The organism is Rhodococcus sp. JVH1, from assembly GCF_000280725.2.
Classification (GTDB): Bacteria; Actinomycetota; Actinomycetes; order Mycobacteriales; family Mycobacteriaceae; genus Rhodococcus_F; species Rhodococcus_F jostii_A.
This window is the reverse complement of sequence record NZ_CP166289.1, coordinates 3,362,882-3,378,236: the sequence shown is the minus strand read 5'-3', so window position 1 is coordinate 3,378,236 and position 15,355 is coordinate 3,362,882. Positions and strand designations below refer to the sequence as shown.

Below are 15,355 nucleotides of genomic sequence, written 5' to 3'. Positions count from 1 at the left end.
TTTTGCACAGGGTCCGGTCAGACGCCGACTCGCGCGGGAGCAGGTGAGTGCGAAAGTGTGCTCGGACGCACTCTGCCACTCACCTGGGTGGCGGCGGCACCGGCGATGACGACGACCCCGCCCATCAGCGACAGCATGCTCGGCTCCTCGTGCAGCACCAGCCAGGACGCCCCGATCCCGACGATCGGAACCAGCAGGGAGAACGGTGCGACCATCCCGGCGGGGTAGCGGCTGAGCAGCGCTGTCCACAGACCCGAGCCCGCGACCGTGCCGAGAATCACGATGTAGGCGAGGCCCGCGAGCGCGAGCGGGCCGGTGCCCTCCAGCGACGACGTCAGGGAGTTCCAGCCCGCGGACGGGCCCTCCACGCCGAACGACAGCGCCAGCATCGGCAGCGGCGGAATGACGCACATCCACAGCATCAGGCGCATCGGCTGGTCCGACGCGGCCTTGCGGTTGCCGATGTTGCCCACCGCCCACGACAGTCCCGCGAGCAGCGTCAGGGCCACCGGCAGCAGCGCGGCGTGCTGGGCGCGGTCCCAGCCGATGAGGGCCATTCCGGCCATCGCCACCAGCAGTCCGCACACCTGTGCCGGCCGCAGGCGCTCCCGCAGCAGGACCGCGCCGAGGACCACGGTGAACGGTGCGGACGACTGCAGGACCAGCGACGCCAGCCCGGTGGGCATGCCGACGTGCATGGCCCAGAACAGGAAGGCGAACTGGCCGACGCCGAACCCGAGGCCGTACACCAGCAGCCACTTCAGCGGGACCTGGGGCCGGGGAACGAACAGGATCACCGGGATCGCGATGACGAAGAATCGCAGCGCGGCGAAGAAGAACGGCGGGAAGTGATCGAGGCCCGCGCGAATGGCGAGGAAGTTGAGCCCCCACAGGACGACGACGGTGAGTCCGAGGAGCCGGTCGCGGGAGGTCATGCATTCCATCGTGAGGTCCGGAAATGATCAGGACAAGCGCATTAAAGTGCATCATCGATGTAGTTTTGCTACATGGATGCGACCCGGTTGCGCGTGCTGCGCGAACTGGCGGACCGTGGGACGGTGGCGGCGACCGCGCAGGCGTTGTCGATGACGCCGTCGGCGGTGTCGCAGCAGCTCAAGATCCTCTCGCGGGAGGCCGGGGTGACCCTGCTCGAACCCGCCGGACGCCGGCTGCGGCTCACGGATGCCGGTCAGGCACTCGTCGTCCGCGCCGACGACGTCGTGGCCGCCCTGGACCGTGCGACAGCGGAGATGAGCGCCTACCGTGGTTCGCCGCGCGGGCGGGTGCGGGTGGCGCTGTTCCCGTCCGGTGCCGCGCTGCTGCTGCCCGGACTGCTGGACGCGCTCGCGGGCAGTGGGGTGGATCTGCAGGCGCGCGACGAGGACCTGCCCGCCGCCGCGGTGCCCACCCTGCTCGCCGATTACGACGTGGTCCTCACCCATCGCGACGAGCGGGCCCCGGACACGTCCTCGCCGCGGGTGACGGCGGAACCGCTGATGCGCGAACCCATCGACCTCATCCTGCCGCCGGGCCATCCGCTCGCCGGCCAGGATGCGGTCCGCCCGGACCAGTTGGCGGACGAGCGGTGGATCAGTGTGCGCGGCGGGTTCCCCGTCGACGACGTGCTGATGTCGGTGGCCGCCGCGACCGGTGTGCAGCCGCATGTGGTGATGCGCATCAACCACTTCCGTGTCATCGAGGAACTCGTCGCCGGTGGTCACGGCGTTGCCCTGCTGGCACGCCATGCGGTGACGAACCGCTCGGTGGTCCAGTTGCCGCTCGCGGGGGTGCGGGCGGCCCGCATCTACGAGCTGGCCAGGCGGCCGGCCGCCGACGACGTTCCCGCGGTGGCGACGGTGCTGCAGGCGTTCCGGGACGTCGCGGCGCGGATCGCGGACTGAACGGGCCGGAAACGGACGAAGGCCCGCCGGGTGGGCGGGCCTTCCTGTGGATCGGGAACTCAGCTGCTCAGCGCCTTCGCCTTCAGCGTCTCGTACTCCTGCTGAGTGATGGTGCCTGCATCGAGTAGGGCCTTCGCGTCCGCGATCTGCTCGGCCGAGGACTTGCCTGCCACGGAACGGATGTAGCTGTCCTGGGCCTGCTTCACCTCCTGCGCGGCCGCCATCGACCGCTGGGCCATGCCGTCGCTCTTGACGATGAGGTACACCAGCGCGGTCAACAGGGGGACGAAGAACAGGAAGATGATCCAGATGGCCTTCGCCCAGCCCGACGTCTTATGGTCGCGGAACAGGTCGGTGATGATGGAGAACAACAGGATCAGGTAGGCCACGAAGCCGAAGGTGACGATGATCACCCAGAGAAAGTCCCAGAAAGAGTCCATTGCAGCGCTCCATTCACAGTCGAATTCACTCTGCGCTGACTATCGCACCGGGCCGGGGCACCCGCGTCATCCGAAACAGGTGAAATGCGGCCGGTGCAGACTCCCCACCCGCGGTGGCGGAAACGCCGAACGGCCGCGACACCGGTAGGTGCCGCGGCCGTTCGGGTGGGACTACTTGCCTGCTTCGACAGCCCGGCGCATGCCGCGCTCGACCGCGCCGATGATGTACGGACGCAGCTCGACGGCCGGGATGACGGCGTCGACGGAGCCGACTCGCTGTGCCCGCTGGATGTTGTGCACGGCCTCGAACTCGGCCGCGACCTCACCGAGCTTCTCGTTGCGCACCGCAGCCTGCTGGGCCGCCAGCTCCACCCGCAGGTGAGCCTGCTGGGCGTCGTTCTGGGCGCCCGCCAGGTTGGCCTCGAGCTCCCGGATCGACGGGTCGGCGGCCACGCGCGAGTTGACCTCGCGGGTGAACACCACGGCCGCGGCGGGGGCACCACCGAGGACCGACGCGAACGAACCCTCGACCGCCAGCACCTCCATGTTGTCGTTCAGTGCTCCGGAGAACACCACGAACGCGCCACCGTGGTAGCGGGAGACGACGCAGAACACGATCGGGCCGTCGAAGTTGACGATGGCGCGGCCGATCTCGGCGCCGTACTCGAGCTGGATGTGCCGCAGCGAGTCCGGGGAACCGTCGAAGCCGGACAGGTTGGCCAGCACCACGAGCGGACGGCTGCCGCTGGCGGCGTTGATCGCCCGGGCCGTCTTCTTCGACGACTGCGGGAACAGTGTTCCCGCGGTCCACTGGTCGGGACCGTTGGCCGGCGACCATCCCTTACGGGCGATGGCCCGCGACTCGATGCCGATGACGCTCACCGGGTAACCGCCGAGGTGCGCGTCGAACACGACGGACGTGTCGGCGTCCGCCATGTCGGCCCACCGCTCCAGCACCGCGTGGTCCTGGTCGACGAGCGAACGCATCACCGTGCGAATGTCGAACGGCTTCTTGCGTTCCGGGTTCGTCTCCGCGGAGAAGATGTCGCCGACCGTGGTGAAGTCGCTGGACGGGTGGATGTGCGGGAAGGACCGCACGTCGCGCCCGATCGGGTCGCTGGTCTGCGCCCGGCGCGGGAAGCGTTCTCCGGCAACGACGTACGCGTGGTCGTAGTGCGCGAACAGGATCTCGCACGCGGCGGGCAGATTCGGCGCCCAGTACTGCGCCTCACCGTTCGGCCCCATCACGCGGTCGTAACCACCGATGCCGAAGTTGTCCTCGGCCGAGACGCCACCCGAGTAGTCGAGCGAGTTCTTACCGGTGAGCACCATGGCGCTGTCCGGCGTCATGACAAGGATGCCCTTGGTGTGCATCAGCATCGTGGCTTCGGCGTTCCAGTACGGCTGCGCACCGACGTTGATGCCGGCCACGATCACGTTGACCTCGCCACCGTTCTGCGTGAACGTGATGAGGCGACGCAGGCCGCGGGACACCCAGTCCATGTTCTCGGTGCCGCTATCCATGGAGATCGTCGCGCCGGACGACAGCGCGAACCACTCGACCGGGACACCCAGCTTTTCGGCCAGATCCACACCGGCGACGAGGCGGGCGCACTCGGCTTCCGCGACGGTGCCGAGGGCCTTCGTCGGGTCACCGAAGAGCGCGACACGGGTCATTCCCTCGGGATGCCGGTCGGTGCGGGCGGTGACCAGACCGACCACGAGGCCGGCCTTGTTCTGACCGTACGGACGCTCGACGGGAACCAACTGGCCCGACTCGTCCAGGTCGTGCTCGACGAAGCTGCCGTCTCGGCCGGTGAGCAGTGGGATCAGCTCGTACGGGTAGACGGTGCCGCGGGCACGTGAGCTGCGGACCTTCTGCGTGTACGCGTCGAGCGGCTGCAGCGGCTCGGTCGGCGGTTCGGTGACCTTGACGACCACGCCTGCACCGGTGCGGTAGGAGAAGCGCAGAGCCTTCTCCCGCGACTCCGTGCCGGGCTCGCCCTGGAGCCGGGCGATCACGGTGATCTCCTCGAGTCCGGCGCCCGCGGTGAGCGGTGCCGCGACCCGGGCGAACGCCTCGAGGTCCTCGACCGGAACGTCGATCTTCGGCCACACGTACAGCACGACGCGGTTGGCGTCGAGCTTGCGCTTGCTGCCGCGCGTGGCCTGCGCCCGGCGGATGCCGTCGAGGCACGACTGCAGGACGCGTTCCGCGGCGGGAACGCCGATGACCTGGCCGTCCTCGTTGCGGACCGGCGTGATGTCGCGGATCTCGGCGAGCGCGATGAGGCGTTCGTCGGTCGGGTTGTCGCGCGAGACCAGGTTGAACAGGAACGTGTCGGCGACCGCGGGGAGGCGGGTGCCGTCGAAGTTCTTCAGGCGCCACAGGTCGAGTCGCTGGCCGGTGAGCGGGTGCATGTCCCGGATCAGCTTCTCTTCCGCGAGGACACCTGCGTCCGGGCGGTACGTGAACTTGCGGACGTCCACGTCGGTTCCGCCGAAGACGGACACCGTGACCCGGCGGCAGGTCGCGGCCAGCGGCAGCGCCGCCAGCGCCTTCCGCAGATCCTCGGACATGGTGTTCGGGTCGGCGGGCGGTGCGGTCCACGACAGGTAGAGGTCGAGGACGAGGTTCTCGGGGTTCTCCGAGGCGACGGCACCGATCTCGTCGAGCGCACCGGGCAGTTCGGCGTACTCGGCGACGGCCGACACCAGGTTGAGGCGCTCGCCGAGCAGATCGAAGTTGCCGGTGACGAAACGCCGTCCGTTGCGGTCGAAGGACGTGACGTCCTCGAGCGTGCGGATGTCGTAGTAGCGACGGGTGACGACCTCGAGCAGCGGCCCGACGGTCGTGCTCTTGCGTGCGATCCGCTGCCCGAGGAGCTCGGTCAGCGACTGCGGGGTGGCGACCAGGGCCTCGAGACGTTCCTGGTAGTCGACGGCGTCGGGACGCTCGGCGAGGTACTCGAGGCTGCCGCGGACACCGTCGTAGACCTGCTCGCGGGCCTTGCGGATCTGCGGCTCGTCGAAGAACCGGAACCGCACGTTGCGGGCGACGTTGCCGATCACCGGGTAACGGACCTGGGTGGCGATGATCAGCCGGTCCAGGACCTCACCGAGTCCGCTGGGTGCGCGGCCGGGAGCGTTCTTTTCGTTCAGCCACCGATCGAGCAGGGCGGCGATGACGGGAACCTGGTTGTCCATGCGCTGCTGCGCGAGGAACAGGCGGTAGACCGCCTCCTCCAGCTCGGCGGTGCGCTCGAGGTCGGTGACGTCGTAGTGACGCAGTGCCCGCGACAGCCGGGTCGTGAACGACTCGGGCAGGCCTTCGAGCTCGACGTCGAGGGTGTGGAGGTAGGTGTGGAAGTGCTCGCGCGGGCTGTGGACGCGCTCGTCACCGTCCTCCTCGTCGGCGGTCGGACGGTTACGTCCGATCTCGCAGATGTCCGCGAACGTGTTCAGCAGGGCGAGCTCCGCCTGCACGAGATCCGGGTCGCCCGCGATCTCGGCGCGCAGCTTCTCGTACTCGGCGAGGAGCACTCCGGCCCGCTTCGCGCTGACGTCGTAACCGGTGAGCAGTGCGGCGAGTGCGTCGATCTGCTCGAGGGCGTCGGCCCGGGTGTTCCCGTGCGAAGCGGGAGCACCGAGATCGAACTCGACGCGCGGCGACTTCGGAGCGGTGGACTCCTCGGAGCTCTCCTCGACGCGCAGCAGTGCCGTTCCGGCGTCGACCTGGGAGTTGACCATGGCGAGAACTTCCCGCACCCGGCCTGCGACGGGGGCGCGGACCGCGGTCTCCATCTTCATGCTCTCAAGGACGACCAGCGTGGCGCCGACCTCGACCTCGTCGCCGACGGACACGGGCACCGCGACCACGACTGCGGGAGCCGGTGCGCGGACGACGCCGGCCTCGTCCTGGCTGATCTGGTGGCTGATGCCGTCGACCTCGACGAGGTACTGGGCGCGGCCTGCGACCGAGACGACGTGGTGGCGGCGGTCGCCGATCACCAGGCGGCTCTCGAACTCGCTGAGGCGGTCGACCTCGACCTCGGTCTCGGGGGCGTCCCCGTCGACGCGGTAGCTGTGGGCGCCGACCTGCGTGACGGTGAGTCCGTAGGCCTGGCCCTGGTAGCTGAGCTCCACCTTGCGGCCGATGGCGTGGCCGGCGCGGGGGCGTCCACCGCGAGCGGACGACAGGAACGCCTCACGCTCGAGCTTCTCCTCGGCGTCGTAGACGTCGATGGCGGCGGCGATCAGGGCGACGTCCGCGGTCCGGGACGGGACGTTGGAGGTGCCTGCGTCGGTGCGGTCCAGCCAGCCGGTGTCCGCGGACGCCGAGATGACCTCTTCGCGGTCCAACAGGTCCAGCAGGAACGACTTGGTGGTGGTGCCGCCCTGCAGCACGACCGTGGTCTCGCGGAGAGCGGTGCGCAGACGCGCCAGCGCCTCGGAGCGGTCGCGACCCCAGGCGATGACCTTGGCGACCATCGAGTCGTAGTCGGGCGGGATGACGTCGCCCTGGGCGATGCCGGTGTCGACGCGGAGACCGCTGCCGAGCGGGAACTTGAGCAGCTGCACGGCGCCGGGCGCGGGAGCGAAGCCGTTGGCGGCGTCCTCCGCGTTGAGGCGGGCCTCGACGGCGTGACCGAACTCGGGCGGGCAGTCGCCGACCAGCGGCTCACCGCTGGCGACGAGGATCTGCAGCTTCACCAGGTCGATGCCCGTGGTGGCCTCGGTGATGGGGTGCTCGACCTGCAGGCGGGTGTTGACCTCGAGGAACGTGAACGTCTTCTGCTCGGGCTGGTACAGGTACTCGACCGTGCCGGCGCCGCGGTAGCCGGCGGCGCGCACGAGCTCGGCGGAGACGGTGCGCAGATGGTTCGCCTGCTCGGTGGTGAGGAGCGGCGAGCTGGACTCCTCGATGACCTTCTGGTTCTTGCGCTGGATGGAGCAGTCGCGCACACCGGGAGCCCAGACGTTGCCGAAGTTGTCGGCAATCACCTGTACCTCGACGTGGCGTGCGTCGGTAACCAGTCGTTCGATGAACACGACGGGGTCGCCGAAGGACCGCTGGGCCTCACCCTGGGTGCGCTCGAGCGCGAGTTCGAGTTCGTCCTCCGACCACACCTTGCGGATACCGCGGCCACCGCCACCGGAGCGGGCCTTGATGATGAGCGGGTAGCCGATGGCCTGGGCGTGACGGCGGGCGTCGGCGCGGGTGGCGACGGGGCCGCCGCTCCACGGTGCGACCGGGACCTCCACCTTCTCGGCGAGGAGCTTGGCCTCCACCTTGTCGCCCAGCAGGCGCATCGATTCGGCGGGCGGGCCGATGAACGTGATGCCGAGCTGCTCGCAGACCTCCACGAACGCGGGATCCTCGGCGACGAAGCCCCAGCCGACCCACACGGCGTCGGCCTTGCTCTCGCGCAGCGCGCGGGCCAGTTCGGCGTGATCGAGGTAGGCGGTGCCGGTCTTGACTGTGCGCAAGCACACACCCTCGTCGGCCTGCCGAACGAACATCGCGCGGCGTTCCGCCTCGGTGTGCAGTGCGATCGTGCGGATGCCGTAATTGTGCTCGGCGTTCAGTTCGCGCACCGCACGAATCAGGCGGACTGCCGCCTCGCCGCGGTTGACTATCGCTATTCGCTTGAACATCTGTTATCGCTCCGTTTCCGTAAAACTCATTGATCCGCAGAGTGTTTCGATGGCCAAGGCCATGTCCGCCGAGGACTGGGTGCCGCCTTCGCGGACACGTGCACCCCTGCACAACCCACTTGACTACCTCCAGGGGCGCCCCGAACGCGATCGTCGGACCTGCGCCATTGCGGGACCGATGCTCGGGGAATGCGAGCATAACGTCGAAAATATGTACCCGCGCGTAACTTCTGTGAGGCCCCGATCTGCTTGTCAAGCGTTCAATGACTTGCGTGTCGACCCTACGGCGGAGTAATGAGGCCGGAATTCCGGCGAACTGGGCGTCCTCCGGACGTGTATCTGCAACCCGTTGTCACAGAGTCGTTTTCGTCCGGTTCCTCGAGAAGCTCTCGGGGAAGGGAACTTTCACGCGGAAGTTACTGGCGGTTCACCTTCGGGTCGGCGCCTGCGGGTTCGGTCGCGTGCGCCACCGCGCCCCGCACGCCGACATGTGCCTCGCGGTGCATCCGGTCGACCATGTGCGGATAGTGCAGCTCGAACGCAGGACGCTCGGAGCGGATGCGCGGCAGTTCGGTGAAGTTGTGCCGCGGCGGCGGGCACGTCGTCGCCCACTCCAGGGAGTTGCCGAACCCCCACGGATCGTCCACCGTGACCACCTCGCCGTACCGGTAGCTCTTGAAGACGTTCCAGACGAACGGCACGGTCGACGCGCCCAGGACGAACGCGAACACCGTGGAGACCGAGTTGAGGACGGTGAAGCCGTCCGAGGGCAGGTAGTCGGCGTAGCGGCGCGGCATCCCCTCGGCGCCGAGCCAGTGCTGGACGAGGAACGTGCCGTGGAAACCGGTGAACGTGGTCCAGAAATGCCATTTGCCGAGACGCTCGTCGAGCATGCGTCCGGTCATCTTCGGGAACCAGAAGTAGATGCCGGCGTACGTGGCGAACACGATCGTCCCGAACAGCACGTAGTGGAAGTGGGCGATCACGAAGTAGCTGTCGGTGACGTGGAAGTCCAGCGGCGGGCTCGCGAGGATGACGCCGGTGAGACCGCCGAAGATGAACGTGATGAGGAAGCCGAGCGAGAACAGCATGGGGGTCTCGAACGTCAGCTGCCCTTTCCACATGGTGCCGATCCAGTTGAAGATCTTCACCCCCGTGGGCACCGCGATGAGGAACGTCATGAACGAGAAGAACGGCAACAGCACCGCGCCCGTCGCGTACATATGGTGCGCCCACACGGCGATCGACAGGGCCGCGATGGCGATCGTCGCGTAGACGAGCCCGCTGTACCCGAAGAGCGGCTTGCGGCTGAAGACCGGGAAGATCTCCGACACGATGCCGAAGAACGGCAGCGCGACGATGTACACCTCCGGATGGCCGAAGAACCAGAACAGGTGCTGCCACAGCAGCACGCCGCCGGTGGCCGGGTCGTACAGATTGCCGCCCAGGTGGCGGTCGACGAACAGCCCCATCAGCGCTGCGGTGAGGATCGGGAACGCCACCAGGATCAGGATGCTGGTGATGAAGATGTTCCACGTGAAGATCGGCATCCGGAACATGATCATGCCCGGGGCGCGCAGGCAGATGACGGTGGTGATCATGTTGACCCCGCCGAGGATGGTGCCGAGACCGGACAACGCAAGCCCCATGATCCACAGATCGGCGCCGACACCCGGCGCATGCAGCGCGCTCGTCAGCGGCGAGTACGCCGTCCAGCCGAAGTCCGCGGCACCGCCGGGGGTGATGAAACCCGCGATCGCGATGGTGCCGCCGAACAGGAACGCCCAGTAACTGAACGCGTTGAGACGGGGAAACGCGACGTCGGGGGCGCCGATCTGCAGCGGCAGGATGTAGTTGGCGAACCCGAACACGATCGGCGTCGCGTACAGCAGCAGCATGATCGTGCCGTGCATCGTGAACAGCTGGTTGTACTGCTCGTTCGACAGGAACTGCAGACCCGGGACGGCGAGCTCGCCGCGGATCAGCAGGGCCATCAGACCGCCGGCCATGAAGAAGACGAACGACGTGATCAGGTACAGAATCCCCAGGTCCTTGGGATCCGTCGTCGTGATCATCTTGTAGAAGAAGCTGCCCTTGGGGCGGCGCCGGGCCGGAAACGGACGGACCGGAAGATGCTGTTGAAATGCCAGATTCACGACGCCCCCCGAAGGGTCCGAGGCGGTTCGGGTCCGGTGTGGACTCCGTTACCAGGGTAGTCACCCGACGGCCGGAGGGAGTCGCTTTCCGTGGCTGGAAACGGCGTGGCCGGAAACGACGCTGCCGCAGGTGCGCGTGGTGCGCGCCTGCGGCAGCGAGGGTCGGGAAGCGGTCAGTGCGCGCGGTTGACCGCCGACACGACGGCGCGCAGCGACGCGGTGGTGATCGACGTCGCGATGCCGACACCCCAGACCACGGTGTTCCGTCCGTCGGGAGCGGTCACCGCGCACTCGACGTACGCGGCCGCCTGGGCGTCGTCACCGGCCGACATGGCGTGCTCGGAGTAGTCGAGAACCCGCACGTCGAAGTCGATCGTGGCGAGCGCGTCAACGAACGCGGCGAGCGGGCCGTTGCCCGAACCCGAGATCTCGTGCTCCTTGCCGTCGACCTTCACGGTCGCGGTGATGGAGTCGGTGCCGCCGTCCTCCTCGGACGCCGTGACCTTCTGCTTCATCCGCTCGAGCGGCGTGATCGGAGCCAGGTACTCCTCGTGGAAGACGTCCCACATCTCCTTTGGCGACACCTCGCCGCCCTCGCCGTCGGTGATCCGCTGGACGGCCTGCGAGAACTCGATCTGCAGGCGACGCGGCAACACCAGACCGTGATCGGCCTTCATGATGTACGCGACGCCGCCCTTGCCGGACTGCGAGTTGACGCGGATCACGGCCTCGTAGGTGCGGCCCACGTCCTTGGGGTCGATCGGCAGGTAGGGAACCGCCCACAGGATGTCGTCGACGTCCGCGTCCTGTGAGTCGGCGTCGAACTTCATGGCGTCGAGACCCTTGTTGATCGCGTCCTGGTGGCTGCCGGAGAACGCGGTGTACACGAGGTCGCCGCCGTACGGGTGACGCTCGTGGACGGGCAGCTGGTTGCAGTACTCGACGGTGCGGCGGATCTCGTCGATGTTCGAGAAGTCGATCTGCGGGTCGACGCCCCTGGTGAACATGTTGAGTCCGAGCGTGACCAGGCAGACGTTGCCGGTGCGCTCACCGTTGCCGAACAGGCAGCCCTCGATGCGGTCGGCGCCGGCCTGGTAGCCCAGCTCGGCGGCGGCCACGCCGGTGCCGCGGTCGTTGTGGGGGTGCAGCGACAGGATCACCGAGTCGCGGCGGGCCAGGTTGCGGTGCATCCACTCGATGGAGTCGGCGTACACGTTGGGCGTCGCCATCTCGACGGTGGCGGGCAGGTTCAGGATCACCGGGTTCTCCGGCGTCGGCTGCAGCACCTCGGTGACGGCGTCGCACACCTCCTTGGCGTACTCGAGTTCCGTGCCGGTGTACGACTCGGGGGAGTACTCCCAGCGCCACTGCGTGTCGGGGTACTGCTTCGCCTCTTCGAGGGCCAGGGTCGCCGCGTCGGTCGCGATCTTCTTGATCACGTCACGCTCGGCCTTGAACACCACCCGGCGCTGCAGGATGGACGTCGAGTTGTAGAAGTGGACGATCACCTTGTTCGCGCCCTCACAGGCCTCGAACGTGCGCTTGATCAGTTCCGGCCGGGACTGCGTGAGTACCTGGATGGTGACGTCGTCCGGAATCGCGCCGTCTTCGATGATCTCGCGGACGAAGTCGAAGTCCGTCTGGCTCGCCGACGGGAAGCCGACCTCGATCTCCTTGTAGCCCATCCGCACCAGCAGTTCGAACATGCGGCGCTTGCGGGCGGGGCTCATCGGGTCGATCAGCGCCTGGTTGCCGTCACGGAGGTCGACCGCGCACCACTGCGGCGCGCGGTCGATGACCTTGTCGGGCCACGAGCGGTCCGGCAGCGACACCGGCTCCACTTCCTCGGAGAAGGAGCGGTAGCGGAACGTCGGCATCGACGAATTCTTCTGCGTGTTCCACTCCGGCTGATCGGAGGGAGCAGGCTTGGAAGGCGGCGTGATGGTGCGCGTTCCGGAGGTAAAGGCGTCAGCGGGGGACATGGGATTGATCTCCAGATTCGATGTGGACTTTCTGAGTCCAACGGCTGTGTCGACCGGCGCACGAGAAACCCCGCGACGGGAAGCCAGTCTGGATCAGACCCCGTCGCGGCAACCAAGGAGGAGTGCGCGCTGCATACTCAGCACTGTACTCCGGGCACCATCGTTCGCGTGCCGGGGTTCGAAGTCCGAGTGAGGAGACAGCGGTGGGCCGCAGCACGACGGTGGTATCACCGCTGGTGGCCGCACTTTTTGCGGTACTGCTCGCGTCGTGTGCCGGGGTAGTCGAGGGGGCGCCGAGCGTGGCGGGGGTCGGCGAGCCGATCTACGGCCTGCCGGTCAGCGACCACAGCCGCGTCGAGTTGGCCGCCGCCGCCGCGGCCCGCGACATCGCCCCGTGCTCACTGCTCGACGAAAATCTGGTCGCCTCGCTCGGGCAAGTCACCGCGTTCGGTCCCGTCGGCGATCTCTCGACGTGCCACGCCGAGTTGGTGCCTCCCCGCGGCACGCCCGCCAACCCCGTCTGGGTCGAGGTGACGGTGGGCGAGCGCGAACCCACTGAAGAAACCGGTGCGGGCGAGGCGACGGCGGGAATCGAGGTGCGTCCCGCGGTCGGAGCACTCCCGGGCACGTGCACCCTCTACTTCTCGCTGCCCCCGGTTGCGGGAGTGCCGGCGGACGACGCCACCGCTCCGGGGCGATGGGGGCACGTCTCGTACCTCGATGGGGCGGGCGGAACGGGTGACTCCGCCGCCGGCGACGACTGCGCGGAGGCCCGTACCGTGCTCGGATCGATCGCCGGCAGGCTGCGCACCCCGGTGCTGTTGCGCTCGGAAATCCCTCTCGCGCAGCAGGATCCGTGCCGGGTGGTCGAGAAGATGTCCGGACGGGGCGTCGAGACGTTCACCCCGGGCAGCCGTCCCTACGAGTGTCTCCTCACTCTCCGCGGCGGCGACGCGGCGTCCGTGCAACTGGCCCTGTCGCCCGAACCGTCGCAGACCGGCGGCCCCGAAGCGGTCGAACTCGACGGCAAGACGTTCACGTACTTCCGGGACACACGCGAATGCCACTACTACTTCTACCCGGGTGCGGTGTTCGACACGAACCTGCCGTCGAGTCCGGTGAGCGAACGGGACAAACGCACCAATCGGCTGACGGCGTCCGTGGCGGCGTCCGCGCCTAGCTGCGACGACGCGGAAACGCTGGTGCTCGCCGCGGCCGAAATGTTCGACTACTGACATGAACACACAGGTCGATGTCGCCCGGGCCTACCTGGACGCGTTGCTCAGCCACGACGGCAACTCGGTGCCGATCGAGCCGCGCGCCGTGCGCTACGAGGTGGGGCTGAAGACGGCGTTCTCCGGAAATCACCTGCGCCGAAGCCTGTCCGGCGGCCCTCAGTACCGCGTGATCCGGGCGATCCGCGACTGTGTGTGGACGGTCGACGGCGACGACGTCACCGTCGACTACCTCCTCGACGCCGGACTGTTCGGCCGCACCCTCGTGACGGTCCGGGTGGTCGAGACGTTCCGGATCCCGCAGGACGACCTGCGTATCCACCGCATCGACGCGAAGATCCGGCGCCCCTGAGTGGGACGCCGGACCGTCTGTCGCGCACTGTCTTCCGCACGTGAGTGGCATTGTGTGCCCGGGCACGCTTTGCCACTCACGTGGGGTCAGTCGAGCGTTTCGTGCGCCGCGGGAACGGAACCCAGGCGGCCGGCCTGGAAGTCCTCGAACGCCTGCAGCACCTCGGCCTTGGTGTTCATGACGAACGGTCCGGCCATCGCGACCGGCTCGCGGATCGGCTTGCCGCCGAGGAGGAACACCTCGAACGCCTTGGTCCGCGAATCCTGCGTGTCGGCCGCGGCGATCGTCAGCGTGTCACCGCGTCCGTAGACAGCCGTCTGCCCCATCTGGATCGGACGACGCTCCGAACCGACGAGCCCCTCACCCGCGAGGACGTAGGCGAGCGCGTTGAACTCGGGGTTCCACGGCAGCGTCAGGCTCGCGCCCGGTGCGATCGTCGCGTGGACGAGACTGATCGGCGTGTACGTGGAACCGGGACCGTGGTGTCCGTCCACGTCACCGGCGATCACGCGAACGAGCGCGCCGCCGTCCGGCGAGGACAGCAGGGCCACCTTCTGGCCGGTGATGTCCTGGTATCGGGGTGCGGCCATCTTGTTGTCGCGCGGCAGGTTCACCCACAACTGGACGCCGTGGAACAGGCCACCGCTCATCACCAGGTGCTCGGGCGGGGTCTCGATGTGCAGGATGCCGCCACCCGCGGTCATCCACTGGGTGTCGCCGCCGCCGATGGTCCCGCCGCCGCCGTTGGAATCCTGGTGCTCCATGATGCCGTCGATCATGTAGGTGACGGTCTCGAAGCCGCGGTGCGGATGCCACGGTGTGCCCTTGGGTTCACCGGGTGCGTAGTCGACCTCACCCATCTGGTCCATGTGGATGAACGGGTCGAGGGCGGGCAGGTCGATGCCCGCGAACGCGCGGCGCACCGGGAAGCCTTCGCCCTCGTATCCGACGGGTGCGGTGGTGAGCGAGCGGACCGGGCGGTCGACGGCGCCGGGAACGGGTGCGTCGATACGCGGCAGGGCAAGGATGTTGTCGACCGTCACGGCAGGCATGGGGTGTCTCCTCGTACTCAGGTAATTGATTGTTCAACTACTTCATGGTGTGTAACACCGGCTGCGTCCAGGTATTCCCCAGGCAGCGGCTCCGCCGCCCGTGCGCGGTTGACGAGTGCAGAGACTCGTTAACTGCGCACGGGCGCGAAGCGCCTACTACTAGTTGAGGACGTTCTCGTGATCGGGGCAGTACCGCGTGATCGCACCGATGATGTACGGGTAGACGCCGTCGTTGGTGAGCATCGGCGTCCACTCCTCACGCACCTGATCGAGGGGCTTGCCCGCGTCGAGGGCGGTGCAGATCTCACCGGCCTGATGGACCGCCAGGTCGTCGTCGGTGACGGTCTGGTTGTTCGCGCGCAGGTAGGCCAGGTAGTCCGCGGCCGTCTGCGGGTCGTCGGCGACCGAGAACACGCGGCTGCCAGGGGCGGTGGCGGCGGTCGTCCTCGCCGCCACGGAAGCCGAGGCGGACGTCGTCTCGGAGGCGGCGGTGTCGCTGTCGCCACCGCAGGCGGTGAGGATTGCCGCGGAGCAGACGGTGAGGGCGGTCAGAGCAAGGGTGCGGCGCATGGGGCGTGG

10 protein-coding genes are annotated in these 15,355 nt (G+C 68.0%); 3 read left to right on the top strand and 7 right to left on the bottom strand.

What is annotated here, in order from left to right; all coding sequences use genetic code 11:
• Positions 1–17: 17 nt before the first annotated feature.
• The gene (locus JVH1_RS15365; protein WP_009477274.1) at positions 18–935 is read right to left on the bottom strand and encodes an EamA family transporter; all 918 of its coding nucleotides are present in this window, start codon (positions 933–935) and stop codon (positions 18–20) included.
• Between the two features lie 72 nt (positions 936–1,007).
• Here JVH1_RS15365 and JVH1_RS15360 point away from each other — a divergent pair, with 72 nt between their 5' ends.
• A complete protein-coding gene (locus tag JVH1_RS15360; protein ID WP_009477275.1) occupies positions 1,008–1,901 on the top strand; it encodes a LysR family transcriptional regulator in 894 nt (297 codons plus the stop codon).
• Positions 1,902–1,960: 59 nt separating this feature from the next.
• Here the strand turns inward: JVH1_RS15360 and JVH1_RS15355 are convergent, their stop codons facing one another.
• The 4 genes from JVH1_RS15355 to leuA form a co-directional block, all read right to left on the bottom strand.
• Positions 1,961–2,341, bottom strand: coding sequence for an SHOCT domain-containing protein (locus JVH1_RS15355; RefSeq protein ID WP_009477276.1), 381 nt, complete (start codon positions 2,339–2,341; stop codon positions 1,961–1,963).
• Between the two features lie 171 nt (positions 2,342–2,512).
• The gene (locus JVH1_RS15350) at positions 2,513–7,999 is read right to left on the bottom strand and encodes a biotin carboxylase N-terminal domain-containing protein (protein WP_009477277.1); all 5,487 of its coding nucleotides are present in this window, start codon (positions 7,997–7,999) and stop codon (positions 2,513–2,515) included.
• A gap of 416 nt (positions 8,000–8,415) precedes the next feature.
• Positions 8,416–10,155 carry a cytochrome c oxidase subunit I gene (gene ctaD, locus JVH1_RS15345; RefSeq protein ID WP_009477278.1) on the bottom strand — a complete coding sequence of 580 codons (1,740 nt, stop codon included), beginning with the start codon at positions 10,153–10,155 and terminating at the stop codon, positions 8,416–8,418.
• Positions 10,156–10,328: 173 nt separating this feature from the next.
• Positions 10,329–12,137 (bottom strand): 2-isopropylmalate synthase, encoded by a 1,809-nt coding sequence (leuA, locus tag JVH1_RS15340; protein WP_009477279.1) that lies wholly within the window; start codon positions 12,135–12,137, stop codon positions 10,329–10,331.
• Positions 12,138–12,340: 203 nt separating this feature from the next.
• Between leuA and JVH1_RS15335 the strand changes: the two genes are divergently transcribed.
• Positions 12,341–13,372 carry a hypothetical protein gene (locus tag JVH1_RS15335; protein ID WP_009477280.1) on the top strand — a complete coding sequence of 344 codons (1,032 nt, stop codon included), beginning with the start codon at positions 12,341–12,343 and terminating at the stop codon, positions 13,370–13,372.
• 1 nt (position 13,373) lies between these two features.
• The gene (locus JVH1_RS15330; protein WP_009477281.1) at positions 13,374–13,724 is read left to right on the top strand and encodes a hypothetical protein; all 351 of its coding nucleotides are present in this window, start codon (positions 13,374–13,376) and stop codon (positions 13,722–13,724) included.
• 86 nt (positions 13,725–13,810) lie between these two features.
• Here JVH1_RS15330 and JVH1_RS15325 read toward each other — a convergent pair whose 3' ends face one another.
• Together JVH1_RS15325 and JVH1_RS15320 are read right to left on the bottom strand one after the other, a co-directional pair.
• Complete coding sequence (locus JVH1_RS15325; RefSeq protein ID WP_009477282.1) at positions 13,811–14,776, bottom strand: pirin family protein; 966 nt, start codon at positions 14,774–14,776, stop codon at positions 13,811–13,813.
• 159 nt (positions 14,777–14,935) lie between these two features.
• Entirely contained in the window at positions 14,936–15,346 is a 411-nt protein-coding gene (locus JVH1_RS15320) for a DUF732 domain-containing protein (protein WP_005248623.1), read from the bottom strand.
• Positions 15,347–15,355 lie beyond the last annotated feature (9 nt).

Bases quoted from the DNA above. Each gene is read 5' to 3' on its own strand.
- JVH1_RS15365 (WP_009477274.1), bottom strand. From the start codon at position 935: ATGACCTCCCGCGACCGGCTCCTCGGACTCACCGTCGTCGTCCTGTGG.
- JVH1_RS15360 (WP_009477275.1), top strand. From the start codon at position 1,008: ATGGATGCGACCCGGTTGCGCGTGCTGCGCGAACTGGCGGACCGTGGG.
- JVH1_RS15355 (WP_009477276.1), bottom strand. From the start codon at position 2,341: ATGGACTCTTTCTGGGACTTTCTCTGGGTGATCATCGTCACCTTCGGC.
- JVH1_RS15350 (WP_009477277.1), bottom strand. From the start codon at position 7,999: ATGTTCAAGCGAATAGCGATAGTCAACCGCGGCGAGGCGGCAGTCCGC.
- leuA (WP_009477279.1), bottom strand. From the start codon at position 12,137: ATGTCCCCCGCTGACGCCTTTACCTCCGGAACGCGCACCATCACGCCG.
- JVH1_RS15330 (WP_009477281.1), top strand. From the start codon at position 13,374: ATGAACACACAGGTCGATGTCGCCCGGGCCTACCTGGACGCGTTGCTC.
- JVH1_RS15325 (WP_009477282.1), bottom strand. From the start codon at position 14,776: ATGCCTGCCGTGACGGTCGACAACATCCTTGCCCTGCCGCGTATCGAC.
- JVH1_RS15320 (WP_005248623.1), bottom strand. From the start codon at position 15,346: ATGCGCCGCACCCTTGCTCTGACCGCCCTCACCGTCTGCTCCGCGGCA.